The sequence below is a fragment of the Candidatus Accumulibacter contiguus genome, from assembly GCF_012940005.1.
Lineage (GTDB): Bacteria > Pseudomonadota > Gammaproteobacteria > Burkholderiales > Rhodocyclaceae > Accumulibacter > Accumulibacter contiguus.
Genome location: NZ_SPMX01000086.1, coordinates 1 through 20,008, shown reverse-complemented (window position 1 = coordinate 20,008; position 20,008 = coordinate 1). Strand labels below are relative to the sequence as shown.

Here is a 20,008-nt window from a genome sequence, read left to right as displayed (position 1 = left end):
CTTCACCAGACGTTCCATGGCGACGATTCGTTCCGGTGCCCAGTTCGTCAGATTGGCGATGGTTCGTGTGCAGACTTTGCCTCCCTCGCGATAGGACTCGCGAAGCAGGATGGCCGGCCTGGACTTTCGGTTGGGGACGCGGGCGATGTACATGCCGACAATAATAGCCAATAGCACATTGTTTGTAAATAGCTATTATTATATTTACATGCCTACATTTTTGCCGATTTTCTGGTTTCTTGCCATGAATCAACGACTTACCTCAAGGGCTCCGGGAAGGTCCGTCCTGAGGTCTTTGATGATCATTACATTGCCTGGCGCGTTCCGCGTGGCGCATCCGGTGCAAGCGCCGCAGCCGCCGCTCGCCCTGCGACTGGCCCCCTGCGCTGGTGATCTGGCGTTGGCAGACGCCAGTCCGAGACGCTGCGCCAGGTTCGCGCAGCGTTCGGCAAGCGCGTCCCGCAGAACGCCGGGCAGCAATCGCCACGTCGCGTAGATGGTAGCGCAAATGACCACACCATAGACGATCCATTCTTCAAGCATGGCCCGCTCCGGTGAGAAAAAGGGCGATCCGGTAGGTGACGAAAGCCGCCCCATACGCCAGGGCGAACAGGTAGCCGGCCATCAGCAGCGGATAACGCCACGAGTTGGTCTCGCGCTTGACCACTGCAAGCGTGGACAGGCACTGCGGTGAAAAGACATACCAGGCGAGCAGCGAGAACGCTGTCGGCAATGACCAGCCTGCCGCCAGCATGGGTGCAAGCTGCGTCGCGACGTCGTCGCCGGTCGCCGACAGCGCATAGACCGTACCGAGGGCGCCGACCGCGACTTCGCGCGCCGCCATGCCGGGCACCAGGGCGATCGAGATCTCCCAGTTGAAGCCGACCGGTGCAAAGATCACTGCGAGCGCCCGACCAAGCATGCCGGCATAACTGTAGTAGATCGCCGGGCCGCTGGCGCCTTCCGGCGCCGCCGGGAACGACGACAGGAACCACAGCACCACCATCAGCGCGAGGATGATGTTGCCGACGCGCATGATGAAGATCCGCGCGCGTTCGACCAGACCGAGCAGCAGATTGCGGGCATGTGGCCAACGGTACGACGGCAATTCGAGCATCAGCGGATGTTGCTGGCCGCGGCCGACCGTCAGCTTGAGGACCCCGGCGACGGCCATCGCGCTCAGGATTCCCGCCACGTAGAGGACGAACAGCACCAGTCCCTGCAGGTTGAAGACGCCAGCCACCGTGCTCTCCGGGATGAAGGCGCCGATGATCAGCGCGTACACCGGCAAACGCGCCGAGCAGGTCATCAGCGGCGCGATCATGATCGTTGCCAGCCGATCACGCCAGTTGGAGATGGTGCGCGCCGCCATGATGCCGGGGATGGCGCAGGCAAAGCTCGACAGCAGCGGAATGAACGAGCGACCCGAGAGGCCGACGGTGCCCATCAGGCGATCGAGCAGGAAGGCTGCGCGTGGCAGGTAGCCCGAATCTTCCAGAGCAAGAATGAACAGGAAAAGGATCAGGATCTGCGGCAGGAACACCAGCACACTGCCGACGCCAGCGATGATGCCGTCGACCAGCAAGCTGCGCAGGATGCCCTCCGGCATTTGCGCCATGAGAAACTCGCCACAGGCGGCCACACCGTCCTTGATCCATTCCATCGGCAGGCTGGCCCAACTGAACACCGCCTGGAACATCAGGAACAGCGTGCCCGCCAGAATGAGCATTCCCCATAGCGGGTGCAGGATGACGCGATCGATGCGCTCGTCGAGGCGGATGTCGAGCGCTGGTTCGCGCACCGTTGCCGCGAGAATCCGCCGTACTTCGCGCTGGGTGGCGGTGACGTCGGCTACATCGGGCGGCAGCCAGGACACCGGCTGAGCAGCCGCATCCGGCGCCATGGCTTCGAGCTGGGAAATCAGCTCGCCGGCGCCGCCGCGCCTGACCGCGACGGTGCTGACCACCGGCATTCCCAGCTCACGCGCCAGCGCGGGCACGTCGATGGCGATGCCGCGTTTCGCGGCCAGGTCGGTCATGTTCAGCGCCAGGAGCATCGGCAGGCCCAGGCGCTTGACTTCGAGAACCAGCCGCAGGTTGAGCTTGAGGTTGGTGGCGTCGCTGACACAGACGATCAGATCGGGACGCTGCTCATCGGCGAGCGCTCCCAGGACCACGTCGCGGGTGATTTCCTCGTCGATGCTGACGGCATTGAGACTGTAGGCCCCCGGCAAATCGAGGATGCGAAACTGTTTGCCCGACGGTGTCGTGAGTTGCCCCTCCTTGCGGTCGACGGTCACGCCCGGATAGTTGGCGACCTTCTGCCGGCTGCCGGTCAGCAGATTGAACAGCGCCGTCTTGCCGCAATTCGGATTGCCCAGCAGGGCCAGGCTGCAGGCTGCATTGGCAATGCTCATGGATTTTTTCCTCCCAGCGGAGCGACCAGAACGTGCTCGGCTTCAAATTTTCGCAAGGCGAACATCGTGTTGCCGACCCGCACCGCGACCGGATCGCCGCCTGGATGTCCGCGCGCCACGACGCGCACCCGCTCGCCATCGAGAAAACCGATCTCGAACAGGCGCAGCGCCAGTGCCCGGTCGGCTGCGTCGCCGCTGATGGCGTCGGGCCGGCTGCTCACCAGACCTTCCTGACCCAGCGGAAGGTCGAACAGGGTGATCAATTCTTGGGGATTCATCGGATCTGCCACCTTTCTTCAAGTGCCTCTTCATGGACCGATGGGCGACAAGTCCTGGCGGAAAAGTCGCGGACTGCGCCGCCAGACACCGCCTGCGGTACCATTCCGGAAGCCTTGTCACGACCCTGGTCATTACATCTGCACTATACATGAGAATGATTCGCATTGCTATACATTAAAGACAATTCTGATAAAGAGGTCAGCACATAGCATGAGCGATCGATTCCTGGCAGACGCCCTCGTCCTGGCACATCTGCTGTTCATCGTCTTCGTCCTTTTCGGTGGGGTGCTGGTGCTACACTGGCCGCGGCTGGCGCTGGCGCACCTGCCGGCCGTCTGCTGGGGTGCGCTGATCGAGTTGACCGGCGGCTACTGCCCGCTGACGCCGCTGGAGAATCGATGGCGACAGGCTGCCGGCGAAGCCGGCTATCACGGCAGCTTCATCGAGCATTACCTGCTGCCGATCATCTATCCGGCCGAACTCACGCGCGGCATGCAGTTGGCCATGGGCGCCGTGGTGATTGGAGTCAATCTCGCCATCTACGGATGGCTGGTTCGTCGGCATCGGCGTTGAGGCGCCTTGCACGTCACTCCGGCTTGCGTTTGGCGCGCGGATGCGCCTGGTCGTAAACAGCCGCCAGATGCTGGAAATCGAGGTGCGTGTAGACCTGCGTCGAGGCGATGCTGGCATGCCCGAGCATCTCCTGCACCGCCCGCAGATCGCCCGAGGACTGCAGCACGTGCGAGGCGAAGGAATGGCGCAGCATGTGCGGATGCACCCGCGCTGGCAGGCCCTGCAGCAGACCACGCCGCTGCAGGCGCAACTGGATCATGCGCATGCCCAGACGTTTGCCGTGCTGGCCAACGAACAGCGCTGCCTCGTCGGCTGCCGCCAGGCGGGGGCGCTGCGCGGCCCACAGCGCCACCGCTTCCCTGGCCTTGCTACCCACCGGAACGATGCGCAGCTTGCTGCGCTTGCCGAGGACGCGCACCTCGCCGGCCAGCAGATCTTCGAGACAGGCAAGGTCGAGGGCTGCGAGTTCGGCCAGGCGCAGGCCCGAAGAGTAGAACAACTCGAAGATCGCCTGATCGCGAACCGCCAACAGGTTTTCCGGGTCCGCTTCCAGCAAGCGGCTCGCTTCGTCAGGTGACAGCACCTTCGGCAAGCCCTTGGGGCTGCGCGGCGGCCGCACACCGTCAACGGGATTCTGCGTGGCCATGCCGCGCTGGCCGAGCCAGCGATACAAGCCGCGCCAGGCCGAGAGCGTGCGCCCGATCGAGCGGCCGCCGAGGCCGCGCGTGTGCAACTGCGCGACGAAGCGGCGGATGTGATGCGTTCGAATGGCGTCGAAGCCGGAGGCATCGGGCAATCCAGCGCGCAAACCGTCCGTCGACTCGCCAGGCGACTCGCCGAGCAGGCCGCAGAGCAGTTCGAGATCATGCCGATAATTCCTGAGCGTGTGCGCGGACAAACGTCGCTGCTGGGCGAGTTCGTCAAGGTAGGCGCTGACGCTGGCGACGCGCGCATCGGCGGTCATCGATGTCGTTTCAGCGGAGGACACGCGCCAGCGCCGCCGCCGACATTTCACCGAGACGCACGAGGTAGACGGTCCCCATGCCGGCGTAGAAGCGCTCGTGATCTTCGCTGCCGAGGGCAATCATGCCGATCGTGGCGCTCCCGCTGTGCAACGCAATCAAGCCTTGTGAACGGACATGCAGCGACGCCTCACCGAACCACGAGGAGGTCTCGAAAGCAGCCGTCGAACCACAGTAGGGTTGCGTCAGCGTTTCCGCAAACGCCTGCAGCTCCTGGCTGACCTCGGCGAATTCCGGCAGTTCGTCGCTGCCTTCCGGACGATGCCAGAGACGCAGCGCCACGTGCGGGACAGAAAAATCGTCACGCAGGTGGAAATTCAGGGTGTGCAACACCGTCTGAAAGCTCCTGGCGGTGATCAGCCCCACCGCCAGCCGGTGCATTTTCTCGCTGATCGCGTCGTTTTCCTCGGCAAACTGCAGCAACTCGCCCATCTTGCCTTCGAGGTGCCGGTTCTTGTCGCGCAATGCCAGCATCTGCCTTTCGGTGATCGAGATCGTCCGCCCCGCATACGGGTGCGGAACCACCATATTGGAGACCAGATCAGCGTTTTCCTCGAAAAACTTGGGATTGTCCTGCAGGTAACGCGCGACTTCTTCCGATCTCATAACTCAATTTCTCCCTTGAAGACGGTAAGCGCGGGGCCAGTCATCGATACCGGCGTCCCTTGGCCTTTCCAGACGATATGCAGTGTACCGCCGCGCATTTCGACACGCACCGGCGAATCGAGCAGGCCGCGCGCGATGCCCGCCACCACGGCAGCGCAGGCGCCGCTGCCGCAGGCCAGCGTTTCGCCCGCGCCACGTTCGAAAACCCGCAGGCGAATCGCGTGCCGGTCGAGTACCTGCATGAAACCGGCGTTGACGCGTTGCGGGAAACGCGGGTGCGATTCGATCCGTGGCCCCTGGCGCTCGACCGGCGCGGTGTCGACGTCGGCAAGCACTTGCACGGCGTGCGGATTGCCCATGCCGACGGCAGTGATCGTCACTTCCTCGTCGGCGATCCAGAGTGGCTGCAGCAGATCGTCGCTGTCGCTGACGAAGGGAATCTCTGCCGGGGCGAACACCGGCACCCCCATGTCGACGGTCACTGAACCGTCCTCCTCAAGGCGCGGAACGATCACGCCGCGCATCGTTTCGACGCGGATCTCGCGTTTCGTCGTGAGCCCCTGTTGATGCACAAAGCAGGCGAAGCAGCGCGCACCGTTGCCGCATTGCTCGACCTCGCCGCCATCGCCATTGAAGATGCGATAGCGGAAATCGACGTCGGCGCGCGTGCCCGCTTCGACCAGCAGCACCTGATCGCAGCCAATGCCGCGATGGCGATCGGCGAGGAAGCGCAATTGCTCGGGTGTCAGTTCGAGCGACTGGCGAATCCCGTCGAGCACGACAAAGTCATTGCCGAGGCCATGCATCTTGGTAAATGTCAGTTTCATCGTGATTCAGGATTCGGCAGTGTGCATCAGCAGCGATCTGGCCATTATAAAGTCGTCCATGACGAATCCCTGGCCAATATCGACGCATACCGATTCGCGGACGGCGAAGCCATGCTTGCGATACGCGGCGATGGCGGCCTGATTCCGCTTGTTGACCGCCAGAATCAGCGTGCAGCAACCGAGCGCCAGTGCGCGGCCGGCTGCATGCTCGATGAGCCGGGCGCCGAGGCCCAGGCGCTGCCTTCCCGGATCGACGTAGATCTTGTCGAGCTTCATTTCCTTGCCGCCAGCGATCCGCAGGCAAGACGAAAAACCGGCCAGTTGGCCATCGACATGGAGCTGATCCCACCAGAGATCCGGCATCGTCAACTCGTCGAGCAAGCGCTGCCGGTGGTAGCGCTGTTCGAGCATGAAGTCGATCTGCGCCTGGCTGATGATCCCGAGGTAAGTCTGCTGCCAGATCCGGCGTGCCAGCGCGGCAACTGAATCGACGTCGGCCGTGCCGAGGGGGGTGATCAGGACATTCATTCTTTATAAGTCATGACCGTTAGGTGGCCGGCGGCTTGCCGGCGAGTCGTTCGAGTTCGGCCCGCAGTTCCGGGAGGGCCTGCGCGAATTCCGCTTCCAGTCCGGGCAGTGCCGCTGCCACTTCGGCCGCATCCTGCTGACGAGCGAGTGCTTCGATACGGGCGGCGCGGACTGAAACACTCGCGAGGCCAATCGCGGCGCTCGACGACTTCAGGCTGTGGGCAGCGCGCGTGACTTCCGGCCAGGCCGGTTCCGGCAGACGCATGCGGATGGTCGCGATGAGCTTCGGTGCGTCGTCGAGATACAGGGCGAATACTCGCTCGACCAGCTTGCCAGTGCCGGGACGATTGAAGCTCGGGTTGTCGAGCAAGGCGCTGCGGTCCAGCAAGGATGCCGGCGCTGCCGGCAACGTGACCGGCGGTGGCGAAGCCGCCACCGAAGCGCTGGCATCGGCGGGCAGCCAGCGCAGCAGACAGGCCCGCAATGGCTCGATGCGCACCGGCTTGCTGAGATAATCGTTCATGCCGGCGTCGAGGCAGCGCTGGCGATCTTCCGGCAGGGCGTTGGCGGTGAGCGCGACGATCGGCACGCGCGACAGCGGCGGCGGCAGCGCGCGGATCGCTGCCGTCGCCCCGTAGCCGTCGAGCACCGGCATCTGACAGTCCATCAGGACCAGATCGTAGGTCGATTGCTGCACAGCCTCCACCGCCAGCGCGCCATTTTCGGCGATCGTGACGGTGGCGCCGAGTTGCCCCAGAATGGCCTCGATCACGACCTGATTGACCGGGTTGTCTTCTGCCACCAGAATGCGGGCACTGATCTTGTCGACGCTCCGGGCGGCGGTCGCCGGTTCGGGCAGCGGCGCCACCGCCCTGGCAAAAGGCAGGTCGATGACAAAGGTGCTGCCCTGCCCGAGCGTGCTGTCTACACCGATCGTGCCACCCATCAACTCGGCCAAGTGCCTGCAGATCACCAGGCCAAGCCCGCTGCCGCCAAAGCGGCGGGTCGTCGACTGGTCGGCCTGGACGAAAGGCTGGAACAAGCCGGCAAGCGCCTCGGGAGCGATGCCGATGCCGGTGTCGCGGACGCTGCAGCGCAACCACAGTCGGTCGTCGCCGGGACGCGGGTCGAGTTGGGAAACGCAGAGGGTGATCGTTCCGCCTTCGGTAAACTTGATGGCGTTGCTGATCAGGTTGGACAGGATCTGGCGCAGACGCGTCGGGTCGCCGTTCAGGGCCAGCCGGGCGGGTATCCGGAAATCGCTGACCAGGGCGTTGCCATGAGCCGACGCGAGTTCCCGGAAGATGTCGGCAAGCTGGACAAGCAGTGCCTGGAAGTCGAAATCGACAGGTTCGATGAGCACCTTGCCTGCCTCGATCTTCGCCAGGTCGAGAATGTCCCCCAGCAGCTCATGCAGTGCCCGCCCGGCGCCGCCAATGGCACGCACATAGCGCTCCTGCTCGGCGTTGAGCGGCGTCCGCTCGAGGATCTCGGCCATCCCCAGAATCCCGTTGAGCGGCGTGCGGATTTCGTGGCTCATGTTCGAGAGAAACTGCGACTTGGCGCGGCTCGCAGCCTCGGCAAGCTGTTTGGCTTCCAGCAATTCGCTGTTGCGCGCCACCAGGCGACTGGTCAGGGTTTCAAGAACGTTCACCACGACCTGCACCTCATTCCCCGACGCCGCAGTGATCTCGCTGCCGGTGAGTTCCAGCGCCAATCCTTCCGCCTTCCTGCGCAGCGCGTGCAGGGGTTGCAATACCCAACGCAACATCACCATTGCCAGCAGGCTGCTGCCCACGAGAATGACCAGGACAATCATGGCGGAGCGTTGCTTGCCTTCGTCCAGCCGCTGATAGGCCGTCGAACCGTCCAGTACCGCCACCACCACGTAGGCACTGTCGACGATCGTCAGCGGCAGATAGCCGATGGTCTCGTGCGCCTCCCTGGACTGGCGAAAGACCGGGATCTTCTGGGTCAGGGCCTCCTGGATCAGGGCGGGGTCCAGGCTGCGCGGCCGGGTCGTCGATGCGGCCAGCCGTTCCCCGGCCCGTGAGACCAGAAACAGTTCTGCGGCGAGTTCGCGGCCGAGTTTCTCCAGCAGCGCCGAGTCGACCCGGACGCCGACGCTGATCGTGCCGACCACCTGCCCTTGCGAGCGGATCGGTTCGATCGCGCGCACCGTCAAGGCACCGGCTTCGAGCTCGCTGGCCAGCATGCTCTCGCCTTGCAGGGCTTCGAAGACCCCCCAGGCGGACGACCGGTCGCCACGCGGTCCCGCGTCATCGCTCCGGTAGAGGACGATTTCCCGATCGTCGGTCACCTCGATGAGGCCAAGCTCGCTGGCCACCCTGGCATCATCCAGCGACTGACGAAGCGTCTCTGCAGCGTCTCCACCCTGCGACCGGGCCAGATTCCTTCCCAGACTGTCCCCACGCGCGATCAGCCGGGCCGTCAGGCGGGCGCGCTGCGCATGCTCCGCCAGGAGTTCCTGGAGAACGCGGCCGACGGTCTGAATCTCCTCGATCTCCTCGGCGTCCACGGTGACTTCCAGGATCTCCCCGGAGACACGGAAAGCCGTCCACTGCGCAAGTCCCGCCAGCAAGGCGAATACCAGCACCAGGGTGAAGTTGAGAGAAAGGAGGTGCCGCATCCGAAGAAGTGATCGAGGCAATTCGCTCAGCCAGCCGTGCCAGGCGGCAGGATGCCGTGCTGGCGCACGATGCGGTTGCCCTCGGGCGAGCGAATGAAATCCAGAAAAGCTTTGGCTGCCGGAGTCAGGCCGCCGGGTTTGTGAATCAGGCCGAGTTCGACCCAGGCCGGGTAGATCCCTTTCTCGAGGTTTTCCGGGGTCGGATCGACGCCGTCAAGCGCCAGGTGCACGACCCGGGTGGTGCACGCGGCCAGCGCCGAGCGATTGAGCATGCCCAGGCTGCTCGGGTAACGGTCGAGCAGCGCGATCAACTGGGGATCCAGGTTCACGGTCTTGACCCCCGGCCCGAAAACCACGTCCTTGAAGGGCTTGATGACTTTGGCGATGGCCTGGCGGCTGGCGTCGGAGTTTTCGCGACCGACGGCGCGAATCGGTGCCGTCTTGCCCCCCAGTTCGCTCCAGTTGGTGATCCTGCCGCTATAGATGTCGACCAATTGCGCTGCGCTGAGGTTACGGACGGTGACGCCAGCGCCGCCGACGATGACCACCGGGTCGCGCCCGAGGGAAATATGGACGAAGCCCTGTTTGCGTTCTTCGTCCTTGAGGAAGCGTCCGACGCGCCCGACATTGGAAATACCCTCGCCGACATCGCGCAGCGCACCGGCGGTGCCCGTCGAAGGCGGAATGACGACGCGGTGTTGCGCCTGGCGCGCGTTGAACGCCTTGGCCAGTTGGTCAAGAACATACTCCGGATTGCCGCTGCCGGGGATGACCAGATCCTCGGCGCGAGCCGTTCCGATCAGCAGCAAGGCCATCCACACCATCCACCACTGGCGCACGATACCTGATCCCATCATTCCTCCTCATCGGTCAAACGCTGAACCTGTCATTTTACAATCACCCGCGTTGCCGATTGTCGACGACGCGCCGCGCCTTGCCGAGCGAGCGCTCGATGCCGCCGATGTCAACGATGCGCACTTCGGTCGAAATACCGACAAAGGACTTGATGTGGCGCTGCAGGGTGCGCGCCACATGTTCCTTTTCGAAGGCGGGAAGGGCGCGGTACTCGGACTTGAGTTCGACATCGATGGCAACCGCGTCGAGGTGGCCGTCGCGCGAGACTTCGATCAGGTAATGCGGGGACAGCTTCGGCTGCTTGAGGATCAGTTCCTCGACCTGCGAGGGAAATACGTTGACGCCGCGGATGATCAACATGTCGTCCGAGCGGCCGGTGATCTTGTCGATGCGCCGCATCGAACGCGCAGTCGGCGGCAATATGCGGGTCAGATCGCGCGTGCGGTAGCGGATCACCGGCAAGGCTTCCTTGGAGAGCGAAGTGAACACCAGTTCGCCATGACTGCCGTCGGGAAGGACTTCGCCGGTCGCCGGGTCGATGATCTCGGGGTAGAAGTGGTCTTCCCAGATCACCGGCCCATCCTTGCTTTCGATGCACTCGCTGGCGACGCCGGGGCCGACGACTTCCGAGAGCCCGTACAGGTCGATCGCGTCGATGGCGAAGGTTCCTTCGATCTCCAGGCGCATCTGCTGGGTCCAGGGTTCGGCACCGAAGAGTCCGACGCGCAGACCGGTGGACGCCGGGTCGACCCCTTGTCTCTTGAATTCGTCGGCGAGATTGAGCAGGTAGGAAGGCGTCACCATGATGATCTCCGGCCGGAAGTCGACGATCAATTGCACCTGCTTTTCGGTCTGGCCGCCGGACATCGGGATCACCATGCAGCCCAGACGTTCGGCGCCGTAGTGGGCGCCGAGGCCGCCGGTGAACAAGCCATAACCATAGCCGACATGCACCAGGTCGCCGCGTCGGCCACCGGCAGCGTGGATCGAGCGCGCCATCAACGTCGCCCACATATCGATGTCTTTCCTGGTATAGCCGACGACGGTGGGGTGTCCGGTGGTGCCCGAGGAAGCATGCACGCGAATGACCTGGTCGCGCGGCACGGCAAACATCGCGAAGGGGTAGTTGGCGCGCAGATCGTCCTTGGCGGTAAAGGGGAATTTTTGCAGGTCGTCCAGCGTTTTCAGGTCGTCGGGATGCACGCCGTGGGCATCGAATTTGCGCCGGTAGTGCGCGACATTTGCGTAGGCGTGCTGCAGGGACCAGCGCAGGCGCTCGATCTGCAAGGCCGTGATCTGATCGCGGCTGGCGGTTTCAATGGGTTCGTAAGGTTCGTAAGCGGTGGCACTGCGGGCTGCGACCATGTTGCGCATCTCCATGCTGGGCAAAAGTCGAAACCCTATTACAAGCGAGGTCGTCTTTCAAGCCAAAAGGACGAACACTAAAGTTCTCCGGCAAATGTCCGTTGCTTGAGTTGGACCACTTTCGCCAGCAGCAGACTGCCGACCCACCTTCAACCGAACCCGTTTCAACAGTGCAGCCGCAGGGCGTTGGCGTGCCAGCGCCCATTGCCTATACAATCCTGCCCGCAGCGTTCGGTGAAACGATACAAGGAATTCGAATGAAACCAATGCCCCGAGCACCGATCCGCCACCTGGCCCTGGGCGTCGCTCTGGCCTGCGCCGCCGGCGCTGGCGCAGCCGAAGACGCCATCGACCCCCCCCGACATCAGCCTCGAAGACCTGCTCGGCGTCGAGGTGACGAGCGCCTCGCGCAAGGCCGAGCGCCTGCATGATGTCGCCGCGGCAGTGTTCGTCATCACTCGCGACGACATCGAACGCTCGGGTGCGACCAACATCCCCGAAGCCCTGCGCCTGGCGCCGGGAGTCAACGTCGCCAGCCTCGCCAACAACCGCTGGGCGGTCAGCGTGCGCGGCTTCAACGACCGCTGGGGCAATAAACTGCTGGTGCTGATGGATGGACGCAGCATCTATTCGCCGCTCTTTTCCGGCGTGGTCTGGGAAGACCAGGATACCCTGCTCGAAGACATCGACCGCATCGAAGTGGTGCGCGGCCCCGGTGCCGCGATGTGGGGTGCCAATGCGGTCAATGGCGTGATCAACATCATCACCCGCCGCGCACGCGACACCCAGGGCGACCTGCTGGTCGCCGCGGCCGGCAGCGAAGAACGCGCTCTGCTGGCTTTCCGCCACGGCGGCGAGGCCGGTGGCGGTCATTTCCGCGTCTGGGGAAAGGCTTTCAAACGCGACCAGTCGGTCACCGCCGATGGTCACACCGGCAACGACTACTGGCGAGCCGGCCGCCTCGGCTTTCGCGGTGACTGGAGCATGGGTAACGATCATCGGCTGATGCTCAGCGGCCAGATGTATTCCAGCCCGACCGGCGACCGCTGGAATCTCGCCGACCTCAGCTCGCCGCAGGGCGTCACCCTGATCGACCGGCGCCAGGGCGGCCAGGGCGGACATCTGCTGGGCCGCAACGAATGGACGCTCGCCGACGGTTCGCAGGCCGCCCTGCAAGCCTACGTCGATGTCAGCAGCCTCGAGTTGCAGGACACGTTCAAGGAGGATCGGACCACCGTCGATCTGGATTTCCAGCATCGCGTTCTCCTCGGGCAGAACCACGATGTCATCTGGGGTCTCGGCTACCGCTACTCGCACGATCGGATCAATGCCACGGGTTTCATGGTGGCGCAGCCGTCGAGTCGTGCCTTCACCCTCGCGAGCGCCTTCATCTATGACGACATCACCGTGTTGCCGAATGCGCTGCGCTTGATGCTCGGCCTGCGCGTCGAAGACAACAGCTTCACCGGCGTCGAACCGCTGCCCAACGTGCGCCTGATGTGGACGCCCTCCGACAGCCAGTCGCTATGGGCTTCGGTGGCGCGTGCGGTGCGCACGCCTTCGCGCGGCGAACTCGATGGGGAGGTCAATCTCTCGGTCACGCCGCCCGGCGCGCCGGGGAACCCGACACCCTTGCCGATTCTGACGCGCAGCATCCCCGACGATCACCAGCTGCAGAACGAAACGGTGCTCGCCTATGAGCTTGGTTACCGGCACCAGTTTTCCGCCAGTTTGTCCGCCGATTTCGCGGCTTTCTACAATCAGTACGACGACCTGCGATCGGCGATGCTGAGCACGCGACAAATCGCCCTCGCGCGGGCCCCGTACCTCATCCAGAACATCATCCCGGACAACAGCATCCAGGCGAATACCCGTGGTGTGGAAATCGCCGTGGACTGGTACCCGCTGTCGTGGTGGCGAATCCAGCCGAGCTACAGCTACCTGCGTCTCGATGCCTCGTCGAAAACCGGCGATCCGATCTCGGTCAGCAATGCGAACAAGATGAATGCCAGTGATCCGCAACATCAACTGTCGCTGCGTTCATCGCTGTCGCTGTCCGACAAACATCGCTTCGACCTCTGGCTGCGTTATGTCAGCGAGCTTGGCGCGAGAAACTCCCGGATTGCCATTCCCGCCTACACCACCCTCGATCTGCGCTATGCCTGGAGACCGACGCGCGACCTCGAAGTATCGGTGGTCGGCCAGAACCTCCTCGACCACAGCCATCCCGAGTTCGTCCCCAGCCTGCTGCCCTCGCAGCAACTCGAACTGCAACGCGGCATGTACGTCAAGGCCAAATGGCAATTCTGAGACCATTCGCGTGATTTTTTCTGCCCGGCGCTGGCCTGCCCTGCTGTCGGCGATCGCCCTGGCCATCGGACTGGATGGGCACGCGCTGGCGCAGGGCACCCTCGCCGAGCCACAGGCCAAAGCGGCCTTCGTGCTAAACTTCGCACGTTATATCGAGTGGCCCGAGCGTGCTTTCGCCAGCCGCGAATCGCCCTTGTTGATCTGTCTGCTGGGTCGCGACTCGATCGGCAGCGCGCTGACGGCGCTGCAGGACCGCCAGGTGCAGGGACGCCCGGTGGCCGTTCGGCTGCTGAACAGCATCGACGAAACACGCCCCTGCCAGGTGCTGTACATCGGTGCCTCGGAAGCACGCCGCCTGGGCCCGGTGCTGCGCGCACTCGCCGGGCAGGCGGTGCTGACGGTCAGCGACACCGATGGCTTCATCGACGTCGGCGGCGCCATCGGCATCGTCCAGGGCGATGGACGGCTGCAGTTCGAAGTCAATCGCGACAGTCTCGAGCAGGCGCAGCTCAAGGCCAGCTCCAATCTGCTCAAACTGGCGCGCAATCTGGCGACCTTGAAGGGAAAAAACTGAGATGCGTTTTGCCGACCGGCCATTGAAGGCCAAACTGATGCTGATCATCGGCGTGACGGTCGGCGCCGGTCTGGCGATCAGTACGCTGTTGTTTGCTGCCTCGGAAATCAACAACAACCGCGAATCGGAACTGGCCAAATTGACCGGCATGGCCGAAATTCTCGCCGCCAGCAGTGCGTCGGCGATTGCCTTCGACGATGCGCGCACGGCCAGCGAGACGCTGTCCGGCTTGCGCGCGCGTCCGGAGATCCTCGCCGGATCGATTACCCTGCCCGGCGGCACCGTTTTTGCGCACTATCCGGCCGAGGGCGTTGCCGCAGCGGCGGCACAGGCAGGCGCCGCGACGCCGCTGGTCATCGGTTCCTACTTTGCCGACGCGATGAAGATCGAGTATCCGATCCGCCAGGGTCGCGAGGTGATCGGAACGCTCCGTATCGAATCCGATCTGCGACCGATGTGGCGCAATACCGCGAACCGCATGTTGCTGGTTCTGGCCGGAGCGCTGATCGCTTTCGCCGCCGCCCTGCTGCTCGCGATGCGCCTGCAGCGATCGGTGTCGGGACCGATTCTCGACCTGACGCAGGTGATGCGGCTGGTGGCCAACGACAGCGACTATTCGCACCGGCTGCCGGTGCGGCAGCGCGACGAAATCGGCGAACTGATCAAGGGCTTCAACACCATGTTGAGCGAAGTCGAGGAGCGCGACGAGGAACTCCGCAAGCACCGTGCCACGCTCGAACAACAGGTCGAATCACGCACCGCCCAACTGCGGCTGGCCAAGGAGCAGGCCGAAAGTGCAAATGTCGCCAAGTCGCGTTTTCTGGCCAATATGAGCCACGAGATCCGCACCCCGATGAACGGCGTCATCGGCATGGCCGACCTGCTGCTCGATACCTCCCTTTCCGATCAGCAGCGGCGTCAGGTCGATCGCCTGCGGATGTCGGCCGAATCGCTGATGCATTTGCTCAACAACGTGCTCGACCTGTCGAAGATCGAATCCGGCCGACTCGAGGTCGAGAGGATCCCGTTCGACCCACGGCAACTCATCGAAGAGGTGGTGCAGCCCTTCGTCGAGATGGCCTCGGCCAAAGGCGTGCTGCTCAGCGAAGTGCTGGCGCCCGAACTACCCGCGGCGGTGCTCGGCGACCCCTATCGGGTCAAGCAGATCGTCAGCAATCTGTTGAGCAATGCCGTCAAGTTTACCGAACGCGGCACCATCTTCCTCTCCCTGACCTGCGAGCCCTCCCCCGCAGACCACGGGTCCCCGAGCAGTGCCGACCCGGATCACTGCCAGCTCTGCTACGCCGTCAGCGATACCGGGATCGGCATTGCGCGCGCCGACGGGGAAAAGCTGTTCGCCCCCTTCACGCAGGCCGACAACTCGACGACCCGCAAATTTGGCGGTACCGGCCTCGGTCTGGTGATCATTCGCGAGCTTGCGCAGCGCATGGACGGAGACGTCGGCTTCGAGAGCGAGGAAGGTCGCGGGTCAACATTCTGGTTCCGGCAGCGCGTCGAGCTTCACCATCAGCCCCTGGCCAGGCGGGAGTCGAATCTTTCGGCCACTACCCGGATCAGCGGACACCTGCTGCTCGTCGAGGACAACGAGATCAACCGCGAAATCTCCGGAGCGATCCTCCAGACACTGGGTTGTCAGGTGGATTTCGCGCACGACGGCGCGCAGGCGGTGGCCGCTGCCGCGGCCAGGCGCTACGACCTCATCCTGATGGACTGCCAGATGCCGGTGATGGACGGCTTCGAGGCGACGCGCCGGATTCGCGCCGCAGAGCAGGCGGCAGGCGGCGCCGCGCTACCGATCATCGCCCTGACGGCCAATGCCCTGGCCGGCGACCGCGAGGCCTGCCTGGCCGCCGGCATGAGCGACTACCTGGCCAAGCCGATCAACCGGGCGCAACTGACGACGATGCTGGCCCGTCATCTGCATGCGCCGGTGGACGCAGCCGTGGCGGACAGCGCGGCAGACGGGGAAAGCAGCGGCGACAGCGACGCGGCGCCGGCTTTCGACCCCGGCGTCGTGCAATCGCTGCCAATGGTCGCCGATGGCTCGAACCCCGCGTTTGCCGACCGCGTTCTCGACCTGTTCACCCGCAACGCCGTCGAACTGCTCGCAGCCATCGACAGCGCAATGGCCCAGGGCGATGCCAGGACCCTGCAACGATCGGCGCACACCCTGAAATCGTCGAGCGCGGCAGTCGGTGCGATGGCGCTCTCCGAAAAAGCCCGGGATCTGGAGATGCGGATACGCGCCGGCGATGCGCCGGCAGTCGACTGGCTGCAAGTGCTGCGCCATGCCTACGATGACTTCATCAGCGCGCTGGCCCGGTACCACGCCAGCGCAGAAGCAAGGAAATCGCCATGAAACAAACGCCTGTGCACGAACGTGTGCTGCTCGTCGACGACGATCTGATGATTCGCATGCTCGCCGCCGAGTCGCTGCGCCACGCAGGCTTCGAGGTCAGCGAGGCCGACTGCGGTGAGCAGGCCCTGGAGAGGTTCGAGGAGCAGGATTTCGACCTGCTGCTGCTCGACGTGATGATGCCCGGGATCGACGGTTACACGGTCTGCCAACGCCTGCGGCAACACGAGCGCGGCAAGTGGTTGCCGATCGTGATGCTGACCGGCCTCAACGACAGCGATTCGATCGAGCAGGCCTACCTTTCCGGCGCCACCGATTTCATCACCAAGCCGATCAACTGGCTGTTGCTGACGCAACGGGTACGGTATGGTTTGCGCGCCAGTCATGCCATCGCAGAAGTGACACGCAGCCAGCAGAGTCTGGCGCATGCCCAGCGTCTGGCGCGCATGGGCAGTTGGGAATGGTCGCCAGGCGATGCGCGCTTCGCGTGCTCGGACGAACTGCGGCAGATCTTCGGCGGCGACTGGAAACTCGCCGGCGCGGCAACCCTCGAGCTTTTTCTGAGTGTGGTGCGGGAGAGCGATCGCGCGGCCGTGAACGCAGCGCGCCAGGCACTGATGATCGATGGCCAGCCGTACCAGATCACCTACGGCTTTTGTCGCCCGGACGGCGTGTTGCGCGAAGTTCTCGAGCAGGCAGAGGCAGTTCGTGATGGTAGCGGCCGGATCGTCAAGATCGAGGGCTTCACGCAGGACATCAGCGAACGCGTCGAGGCGCAGCAGCGCATCGAGCATCTGGCCTTGCACGACGGTCTGACCGGACTGGCCAACCGGCAGTTCTTCGCCCAACTGGTCGAGGTCGAACTCGAGCGTGCGCGCCGCGAAAAGAGCCTATGTGCGATTCTCCATCTCGATATCGACCACTTCAAGAGCGTCAATGATGCTCTTGGCGACGCCATCGGTGACCAATTGCTGTGCGTGCTCGCCAAAAGGCTGAACGCGGCGGTGCGTGGGGCCGACCTGCTGGCCTTGAATCCACCGATGCGTGCCGCCGAAATGGTCTCGCGCATCGACGGCGATGCTTTCACCGTGCTGGTCCTCGAAGTGCGGACCCCAGACCAGGCAGCGATCATCGCGGAGCGTCTGCAGCAGGCCATTGCCCGACCGCTGTCGGCCGACGACCACGAAGTGGTGCTGACGGCCAGCGTCGGCATCGCCGTCTTTCCACGCGATGCCGATTCGGTCGAAACCTTGTCGCGCCACGCCGAGCAGGCGCTGTACGCCGCCAAGGCGGCCGGTCCATCGACCTGCCGCTTCTTCGACGAGGAAATGAACGCCGCTGCCAGCCGCAAACTCCATCTGGAAAATGAATTGCGGCACGCCATTGCCGAGGACGAGTTGCACCTGCACTTCCAGCCCAAGGTCGACGCCGCCAGCGGCCAGCTCGCTGGCGCCGAGGCACTGGTGCGTTGGCAACATCCGCAGCGCGGGCTGCTCGGGCCGGGTCATTTCATTCCGCTGGCCGAGGAATCGGGGCTGATCGTTGCCCTCGGCGACTGGGTGCTGGCAACAGCCGCCAGACACCTGCGACAGTGGGCAGACGCCGGCCTGGAAGCGCTACGCCTGTCGATCAACCTGGCCAGCCCCAGCTTCCTGCAGGAGAACATCACCGAGAAGTGTTGCGATGCCATGCGCTGCGCTGGCGTCTCTCCGCAGCAACTGATTCTCGAACTCACCGAGTCGCTGCTGGTGGTCGATGCCGAAAACACCATCGCCCGTCTGAACGACTTGCGGGCCAGTGGTTTTGCCTTGTCGCTCGACGACTTTGGCACCGGTTTTTCCTCGTTGAGCTATCTGAAGCGCTTTCCGCTCGACGAACTCAAGATCGACCGCTCTTTCGTCGCCGACCTGACCAAGGGCGGCAAGGACGCCGCGATTGCCCTGTCGATCATCGAACTCGGACGCCAGTTCGGCATGCATGTGGTTGCCGAAGGGGTCGAAACGCGCGCACAGGCCAGCTTCCTGCTTGCCCACGGCTGTCCGATCCAGCAGGGCTACCTGTATTCGCAACCGCTGCCGCTCGATCGCTTCGAGGCCCTCCTCAGGAACGGTGGCCGCTTCGACCCCTGCCTGTCGGCGCCCACCCCGTAACCCGACCTCTTGACCAACGAATGTCGGGTTACGCCCTGCTGGCTAACCCGACCTACGACCTGGCCGGTAACAGTAGGGGCTTTGCAGGCAGCATCGACTACAATGCATGCACAGCACAGAGGGTCCGGCTGCGCTGCACAGTTCATCGCCGGCAAGCGAAACCCCACATTGATCACGCCTGGATAGCGTAGTTGGATAGACAATATGAGGGAATGAAAATGCACACCATCCTGCAGACAGCCACGCGACTCGGTTCGGCCAGACGCTCCATGCACGCGCTCCTGCTGTTTCTGACACTGCTCTTCGCGAATACCGCGCAGGCTCAGGAATGGCACTATACCGTGCGTCCTGGCGACAATCTGTGGGATGTCTCGACTCGTTATCTGAGTGCTGTGGACTACTGGCCGAAGCTGCAGGCACTCAACGGGGTGACCGATCCCGAACATCTGCCCCCAGGGACGAAGCTGCGGATTCCGGTTGCCTGGCTCAAACGCTTGCCGGCCAAGGCCCTGGTCCTGGCGGTACAGGGCCAGGTGCAGGCCCTGATCGCATCCACCAACAAAAGGGTTGCCGTCGATCCCGGACTGTTCCTGCATCAGGGCGACATCCTGGGTACCGGGCCCGACAGCAATGTCACCCTGAAATTCGCGGATGGCTCGCGGGTGTTGCTGCAGGCGGATAGCGAGCTGCGACTGGCGATCCTGAACGCGCGCGGTCAGACACCGTTCGTCGAGACCCGAAGCCGCCTGGAGAAAGGTCGCGCCGATAGCGAGGTCACGCCGCGCACGACGGGCGCCGGCAACCGTTACGAAATCTGGACCCCCGCCGCCCATTCGGCCGTGCGCGGTACGCGCTACCGGATCAGCATGGATCCGACGACGGCGACCTCGCGACTGGAAGTGCTCGAAGGAAGAGTCGAGTTGCAGGGTGGCCGCAAGACCCGGTCGATCCCGAAAGGCTTCGGCACCCTGGCCGAGACCGGCAAGCCGCCGCTCGTGCCGGTGGCGCTGCTGCCACCACCGCCGCTCGGCGAGTTGCCGCCGCTGGTCTCGCGCGTGCCGATCCGCTGGAGTTTTCCGGCCGTGCCGGAGGCGGCGGCATATCGGGCACAAGTCGCGCCCAATGAACAATTCGGCTTCCCACTTAAAGCGGGACAGTCATGCTACCGATAGAGTCTGAGGATGAAGGGAGCTGAGGAGATGGGAACTGGTTGCCGCATCTCCTGTATCATCAGTTTTATGACAAAAAAACTCTACGACTCAAGCCATACGGACAACCAGCCGCGTCATTTTTGCCGCACTTACAGACCAGGGAAAACGAAGCCTGCGTGCAGTGGGGGAATTAATTCATCGCCCGAAAAGCAGTGTTCATCGCCACCTGCAAGCGCAAGCCCGTAGGAACCGACATCCTGAATCGGGGTTTTGGGAAACCGAAGAGGGGGAGGCATGGGCTGAGATTGCTGGTATTTGCTGTGCT

At 63.8% G+C, this 20,008-nt stretch carries 17 protein-coding genes; 6 read left to right on the top strand and 11 right to left on the bottom strand.

Features of this window, described 5'->3' with window-relative positions:
• The 4 genes from E4Q08_RS26505 to E4Q08_RS21640 form a co-directional block, all read right to left on the bottom strand.
• A partial coding sequence (locus tag E4Q08_RS26505) for an IS1634 family transposase N-terminal domain-related protein (protein ID WP_505438047.1) occupies nt 1–153 on the bottom strand: 153 nt, incomplete at its 3' end.
• Nucleotides 154–249: 96 nt separating this feature from the next.
• Nucleotides 250–543 (bottom strand): hypothetical protein, encoded by a 294-nt coding sequence (locus E4Q08_RS21650; protein ID WP_169071900.1) that lies wholly within the window; start codon nt 541–543, stop codon nt 250–252.
• Nucleotides 536–2,416: a ferrous iron transporter B gene (feoB, locus tag E4Q08_RS21645; protein ID WP_169071899.1), complete on the bottom strand. Its 1,881-nt coding sequence runs from the start codon at nt 2,414–2,416 to the stop codon at nt 536–538. Before feoB ends, E4Q08_RS21650 begins: the two co-directional genes overlap by 8 nt.
• Nucleotides 2,413–2,694: a FeoA family protein gene (locus tag E4Q08_RS21640; protein WP_169071898.1), complete on the bottom strand. Its 282-nt coding sequence runs from the start codon at nt 2,692–2,694 to the stop codon at nt 2,413–2,415. The genes feoB and E4Q08_RS21640 overlap by 4 nt, the downstream gene beginning before the upstream one ends.
• A gap of 211 nt (nt 2,695–2,905) precedes the next feature.
• On the opposite strand from E4Q08_RS21640, the gene E4Q08_RS21635 reads away from it, so the two are divergent.
• Nucleotides 2,906–3,268, top strand: a complete 363-nt coding sequence (locus E4Q08_RS21635) for a DUF2784 domain-containing protein (protein WP_169071897.1) — start codon at nt 2,906–2,908, stop codon at nt 3,266–3,268.
• Nucleotides 3,269–3,281: 13 nt separating this feature from the next.
• On the opposite strand, the gene xerC is transcribed toward E4Q08_RS21635, so the two are convergent.
• Genes xerC through paaK form a run of 7 tightly spaced genes read right to left on the bottom strand, consistent with a single transcriptional unit; the run spans nt 3,282 to nt 11,121 of the window.
• Nucleotides 3,282–4,232 carry a tyrosine recombinase XerC gene (xerC, locus tag E4Q08_RS21630; RefSeq protein ID WP_169071901.1) on the bottom strand — a complete coding sequence of 317 codons (951 nt, stop codon included), beginning with the start codon at nt 4,230–4,232 and terminating at the stop codon, nt 3,282–3,284.
• Nucleotides 4,233–4,242: 10 nt separating this feature from the next.
• Nucleotides 4,243–4,896, bottom strand: coding sequence for a DUF484 family protein (locus E4Q08_RS21625; protein ID WP_169071896.1), 654 nt, complete (start codon nt 4,894–4,896; stop codon nt 4,243–4,245).
• Nucleotides 4,893–5,723, bottom strand: a complete 831-nt coding sequence (gene dapF / locus E4Q08_RS21620; RefSeq protein ID WP_169071895.1) for a diaminopimelate epimerase — start codon at nt 5,721–5,723, stop codon at nt 4,893–4,895. Before dapF ends, E4Q08_RS21625 begins: the two co-directional genes overlap by 4 nt.
• Nucleotides 5,724–5,729: 6 nt before the next feature.
• Entirely contained in the window at nt 5,730–6,251 is a 522-nt protein-coding gene (locus tag E4Q08_RS21615) for a GNAT family N-acetyltransferase (protein WP_169071894.1), read from the bottom strand.
• A gap of 19 nt (nt 6,252–6,270) precedes the next feature.
• Entirely contained in the window at nt 6,271–8,901 is a 2,631-nt protein-coding gene (locus E4Q08_RS21610) for a hybrid sensor histidine kinase/response regulator (RefSeq protein ID WP_169071893.1), read from the bottom strand.
• A gap of 26 nt (nt 8,902–8,927) precedes the next feature.
• Nucleotides 8,928–9,758, bottom strand: coding sequence for a substrate-binding domain-containing protein (locus E4Q08_RS21605; RefSeq protein ID WP_169071892.1), 831 nt, complete (start codon nt 9,756–9,758; stop codon nt 8,928–8,930).
• 40 nt (nt 9,759–9,798) lie between these two features.
• Nucleotides 9,799–11,121 (bottom strand): phenylacetate--CoA ligase PaaK, encoded by a 1,323-nt coding sequence (gene paaK / locus E4Q08_RS21600; RefSeq protein WP_169071891.1) that lies wholly within the window; start codon nt 11,119–11,121, stop codon nt 9,799–9,801.
• A 327-nt stretch (nt 11,122–11,448) separates the two neighbouring features.
• Between paaK and E4Q08_RS21595 the strand changes: the two genes are divergently transcribed.
• From E4Q08_RS21595 to E4Q08_RS21575, 5 genes are all read left to right on the top strand, one after another.
• A complete protein-coding gene (locus tag E4Q08_RS21595; protein WP_505438046.1) occupies nt 11,449–13,431 on the top strand; it encodes a TOL_0244 family TonB-dependent receptor in 1,983 nt (660 codons plus the stop codon).
• A gap of 10 nt (nt 13,432–13,441) precedes the next feature.
• Nucleotides 13,442–14,005: a TOL_0243 family YfiR-like periplasmic protein gene (locus E4Q08_RS21590; protein ID WP_169071889.1), complete on the top strand. Its 564-nt coding sequence runs from the start codon at nt 13,442–13,444 to the stop codon at nt 14,003–14,005.
• 1 nt (nt 14,006) lies between these two features.
• Nucleotides 14,007–16,385: a response regulator gene (locus tag E4Q08_RS21585; RefSeq protein WP_169071888.1), complete on the top strand. Its 2,379-nt coding sequence runs from the start codon at nt 14,007–14,009 to the stop codon at nt 16,383–16,385.
• Nucleotides 16,382–18,532, top strand: coding sequence for a putative bifunctional diguanylate cyclase/phosphodiesterase (locus E4Q08_RS21580; protein WP_169071887.1), 2,151 nt, complete (start codon nt 16,382–16,384; stop codon nt 18,530–18,532). The genes E4Q08_RS21585 and E4Q08_RS21580 overlap by 4 nt, the downstream gene beginning before the upstream one ends.
• A 218-nt stretch (nt 18,533–18,750) precedes the next feature.
• Nucleotides 18,751–19,704 (top strand): FecR family protein, encoded by a 954-nt coding sequence (locus E4Q08_RS21575; protein WP_169071886.1) that lies wholly within the window; start codon nt 18,751–18,753, stop codon nt 19,702–19,704.
• Nucleotides 19,705–20,008 lie beyond the last annotated feature (304 nt).

What these genes read in the sequence shown, in the direction of transcription:
- E4Q08_RS21650 (WP_169071900.1), bottom strand. Translation starts at nt 543, where the DNA reads ATGCTTGAAGAATGGATCGTCTATGGTGTGGTCATTTGCGCTACCATC.
- E4Q08_RS21580 (WP_169071887.1), top strand. Translation starts at nt 16,382, where the DNA reads ATGAAACAAACGCCTGTGCACGAACGTGTGCTGCTCGTCGACGACGAT.
- E4Q08_RS21635 (WP_169071897.1), top strand. Translation starts at nt 2,906, where the DNA reads ATGAGCGATCGATTCCTGGCAGACGCCCTCGTCCTGGCACATCTGCTG.
- E4Q08_RS21625 (WP_169071896.1), bottom strand. Translation starts at nt 4,896, where the DNA reads ATGAGATCGGAAGAAGTCGCGCGTTACCTGCAGGACAATCCCAAGTTT.
- E4Q08_RS21605 (WP_169071892.1), bottom strand. Translation starts at nt 9,758, where the DNA reads ATGATGGGATCAGGTATCGTGCGCCAGTGGTGGATGGTGTGGATGGCC.
- paaK (WP_169071891.1), bottom strand. Translation starts at nt 11,121, where the DNA reads ATGGTCGCAGCCCGCAGTGCCACCGCTTACGAACCTTACGAACCCATT.
- feoB (WP_169071899.1), bottom strand. Translation starts at nt 2,416, where the DNA reads ATGAGCATTGCCAATGCAGCCTGCAGCCTGGCCCTGCTGGGCAATCCG.
- E4Q08_RS21610 (WP_169071893.1), bottom strand. Translation starts at nt 8,901, where the DNA reads ATGCGGCACCTCCTTTCTCTCAACTTCACCCTGGTGCTGGTATTCGCC.
- E4Q08_RS21585 (WP_169071888.1), top strand. Translation starts at nt 14,007, where the DNA reads ATGCGTTTTGCCGACCGGCCATTGAAGGCCAAACTGATGCTGATCATC.
- dapF (WP_169071895.1), bottom strand. Translation starts at nt 5,723, where the DNA reads ATGAAACTGACATTTACCAAGATGCATGGCCTCGGCAATGACTTTGTC.
- xerC (WP_169071901.1), bottom strand. Translation starts at nt 4,232, where the DNA reads ATGACCGCCGATGCGCGCGTCGCCAGCGTCAGCGCCTACCTTGACGAA.
- E4Q08_RS21615 (WP_169071894.1), bottom strand. Translation starts at nt 6,251, where the DNA reads ATGAATGTCCTGATCACCCCCCTCGGCACGGCCGACGTCGATTCAGTT.
- E4Q08_RS21575 (WP_169071886.1), top strand. Translation starts at nt 18,751, where the DNA reads ATGCACACCATCCTGCAGACAGCCACGCGACTCGGTTCGGCCAGACGC.
- E4Q08_RS21640 (WP_169071898.1), bottom strand. Translation starts at nt 2,694, where the DNA reads ATGAATCCCCAAGAATTGATCACCCTGTTCGACCTTCCGCTGGGTCAG.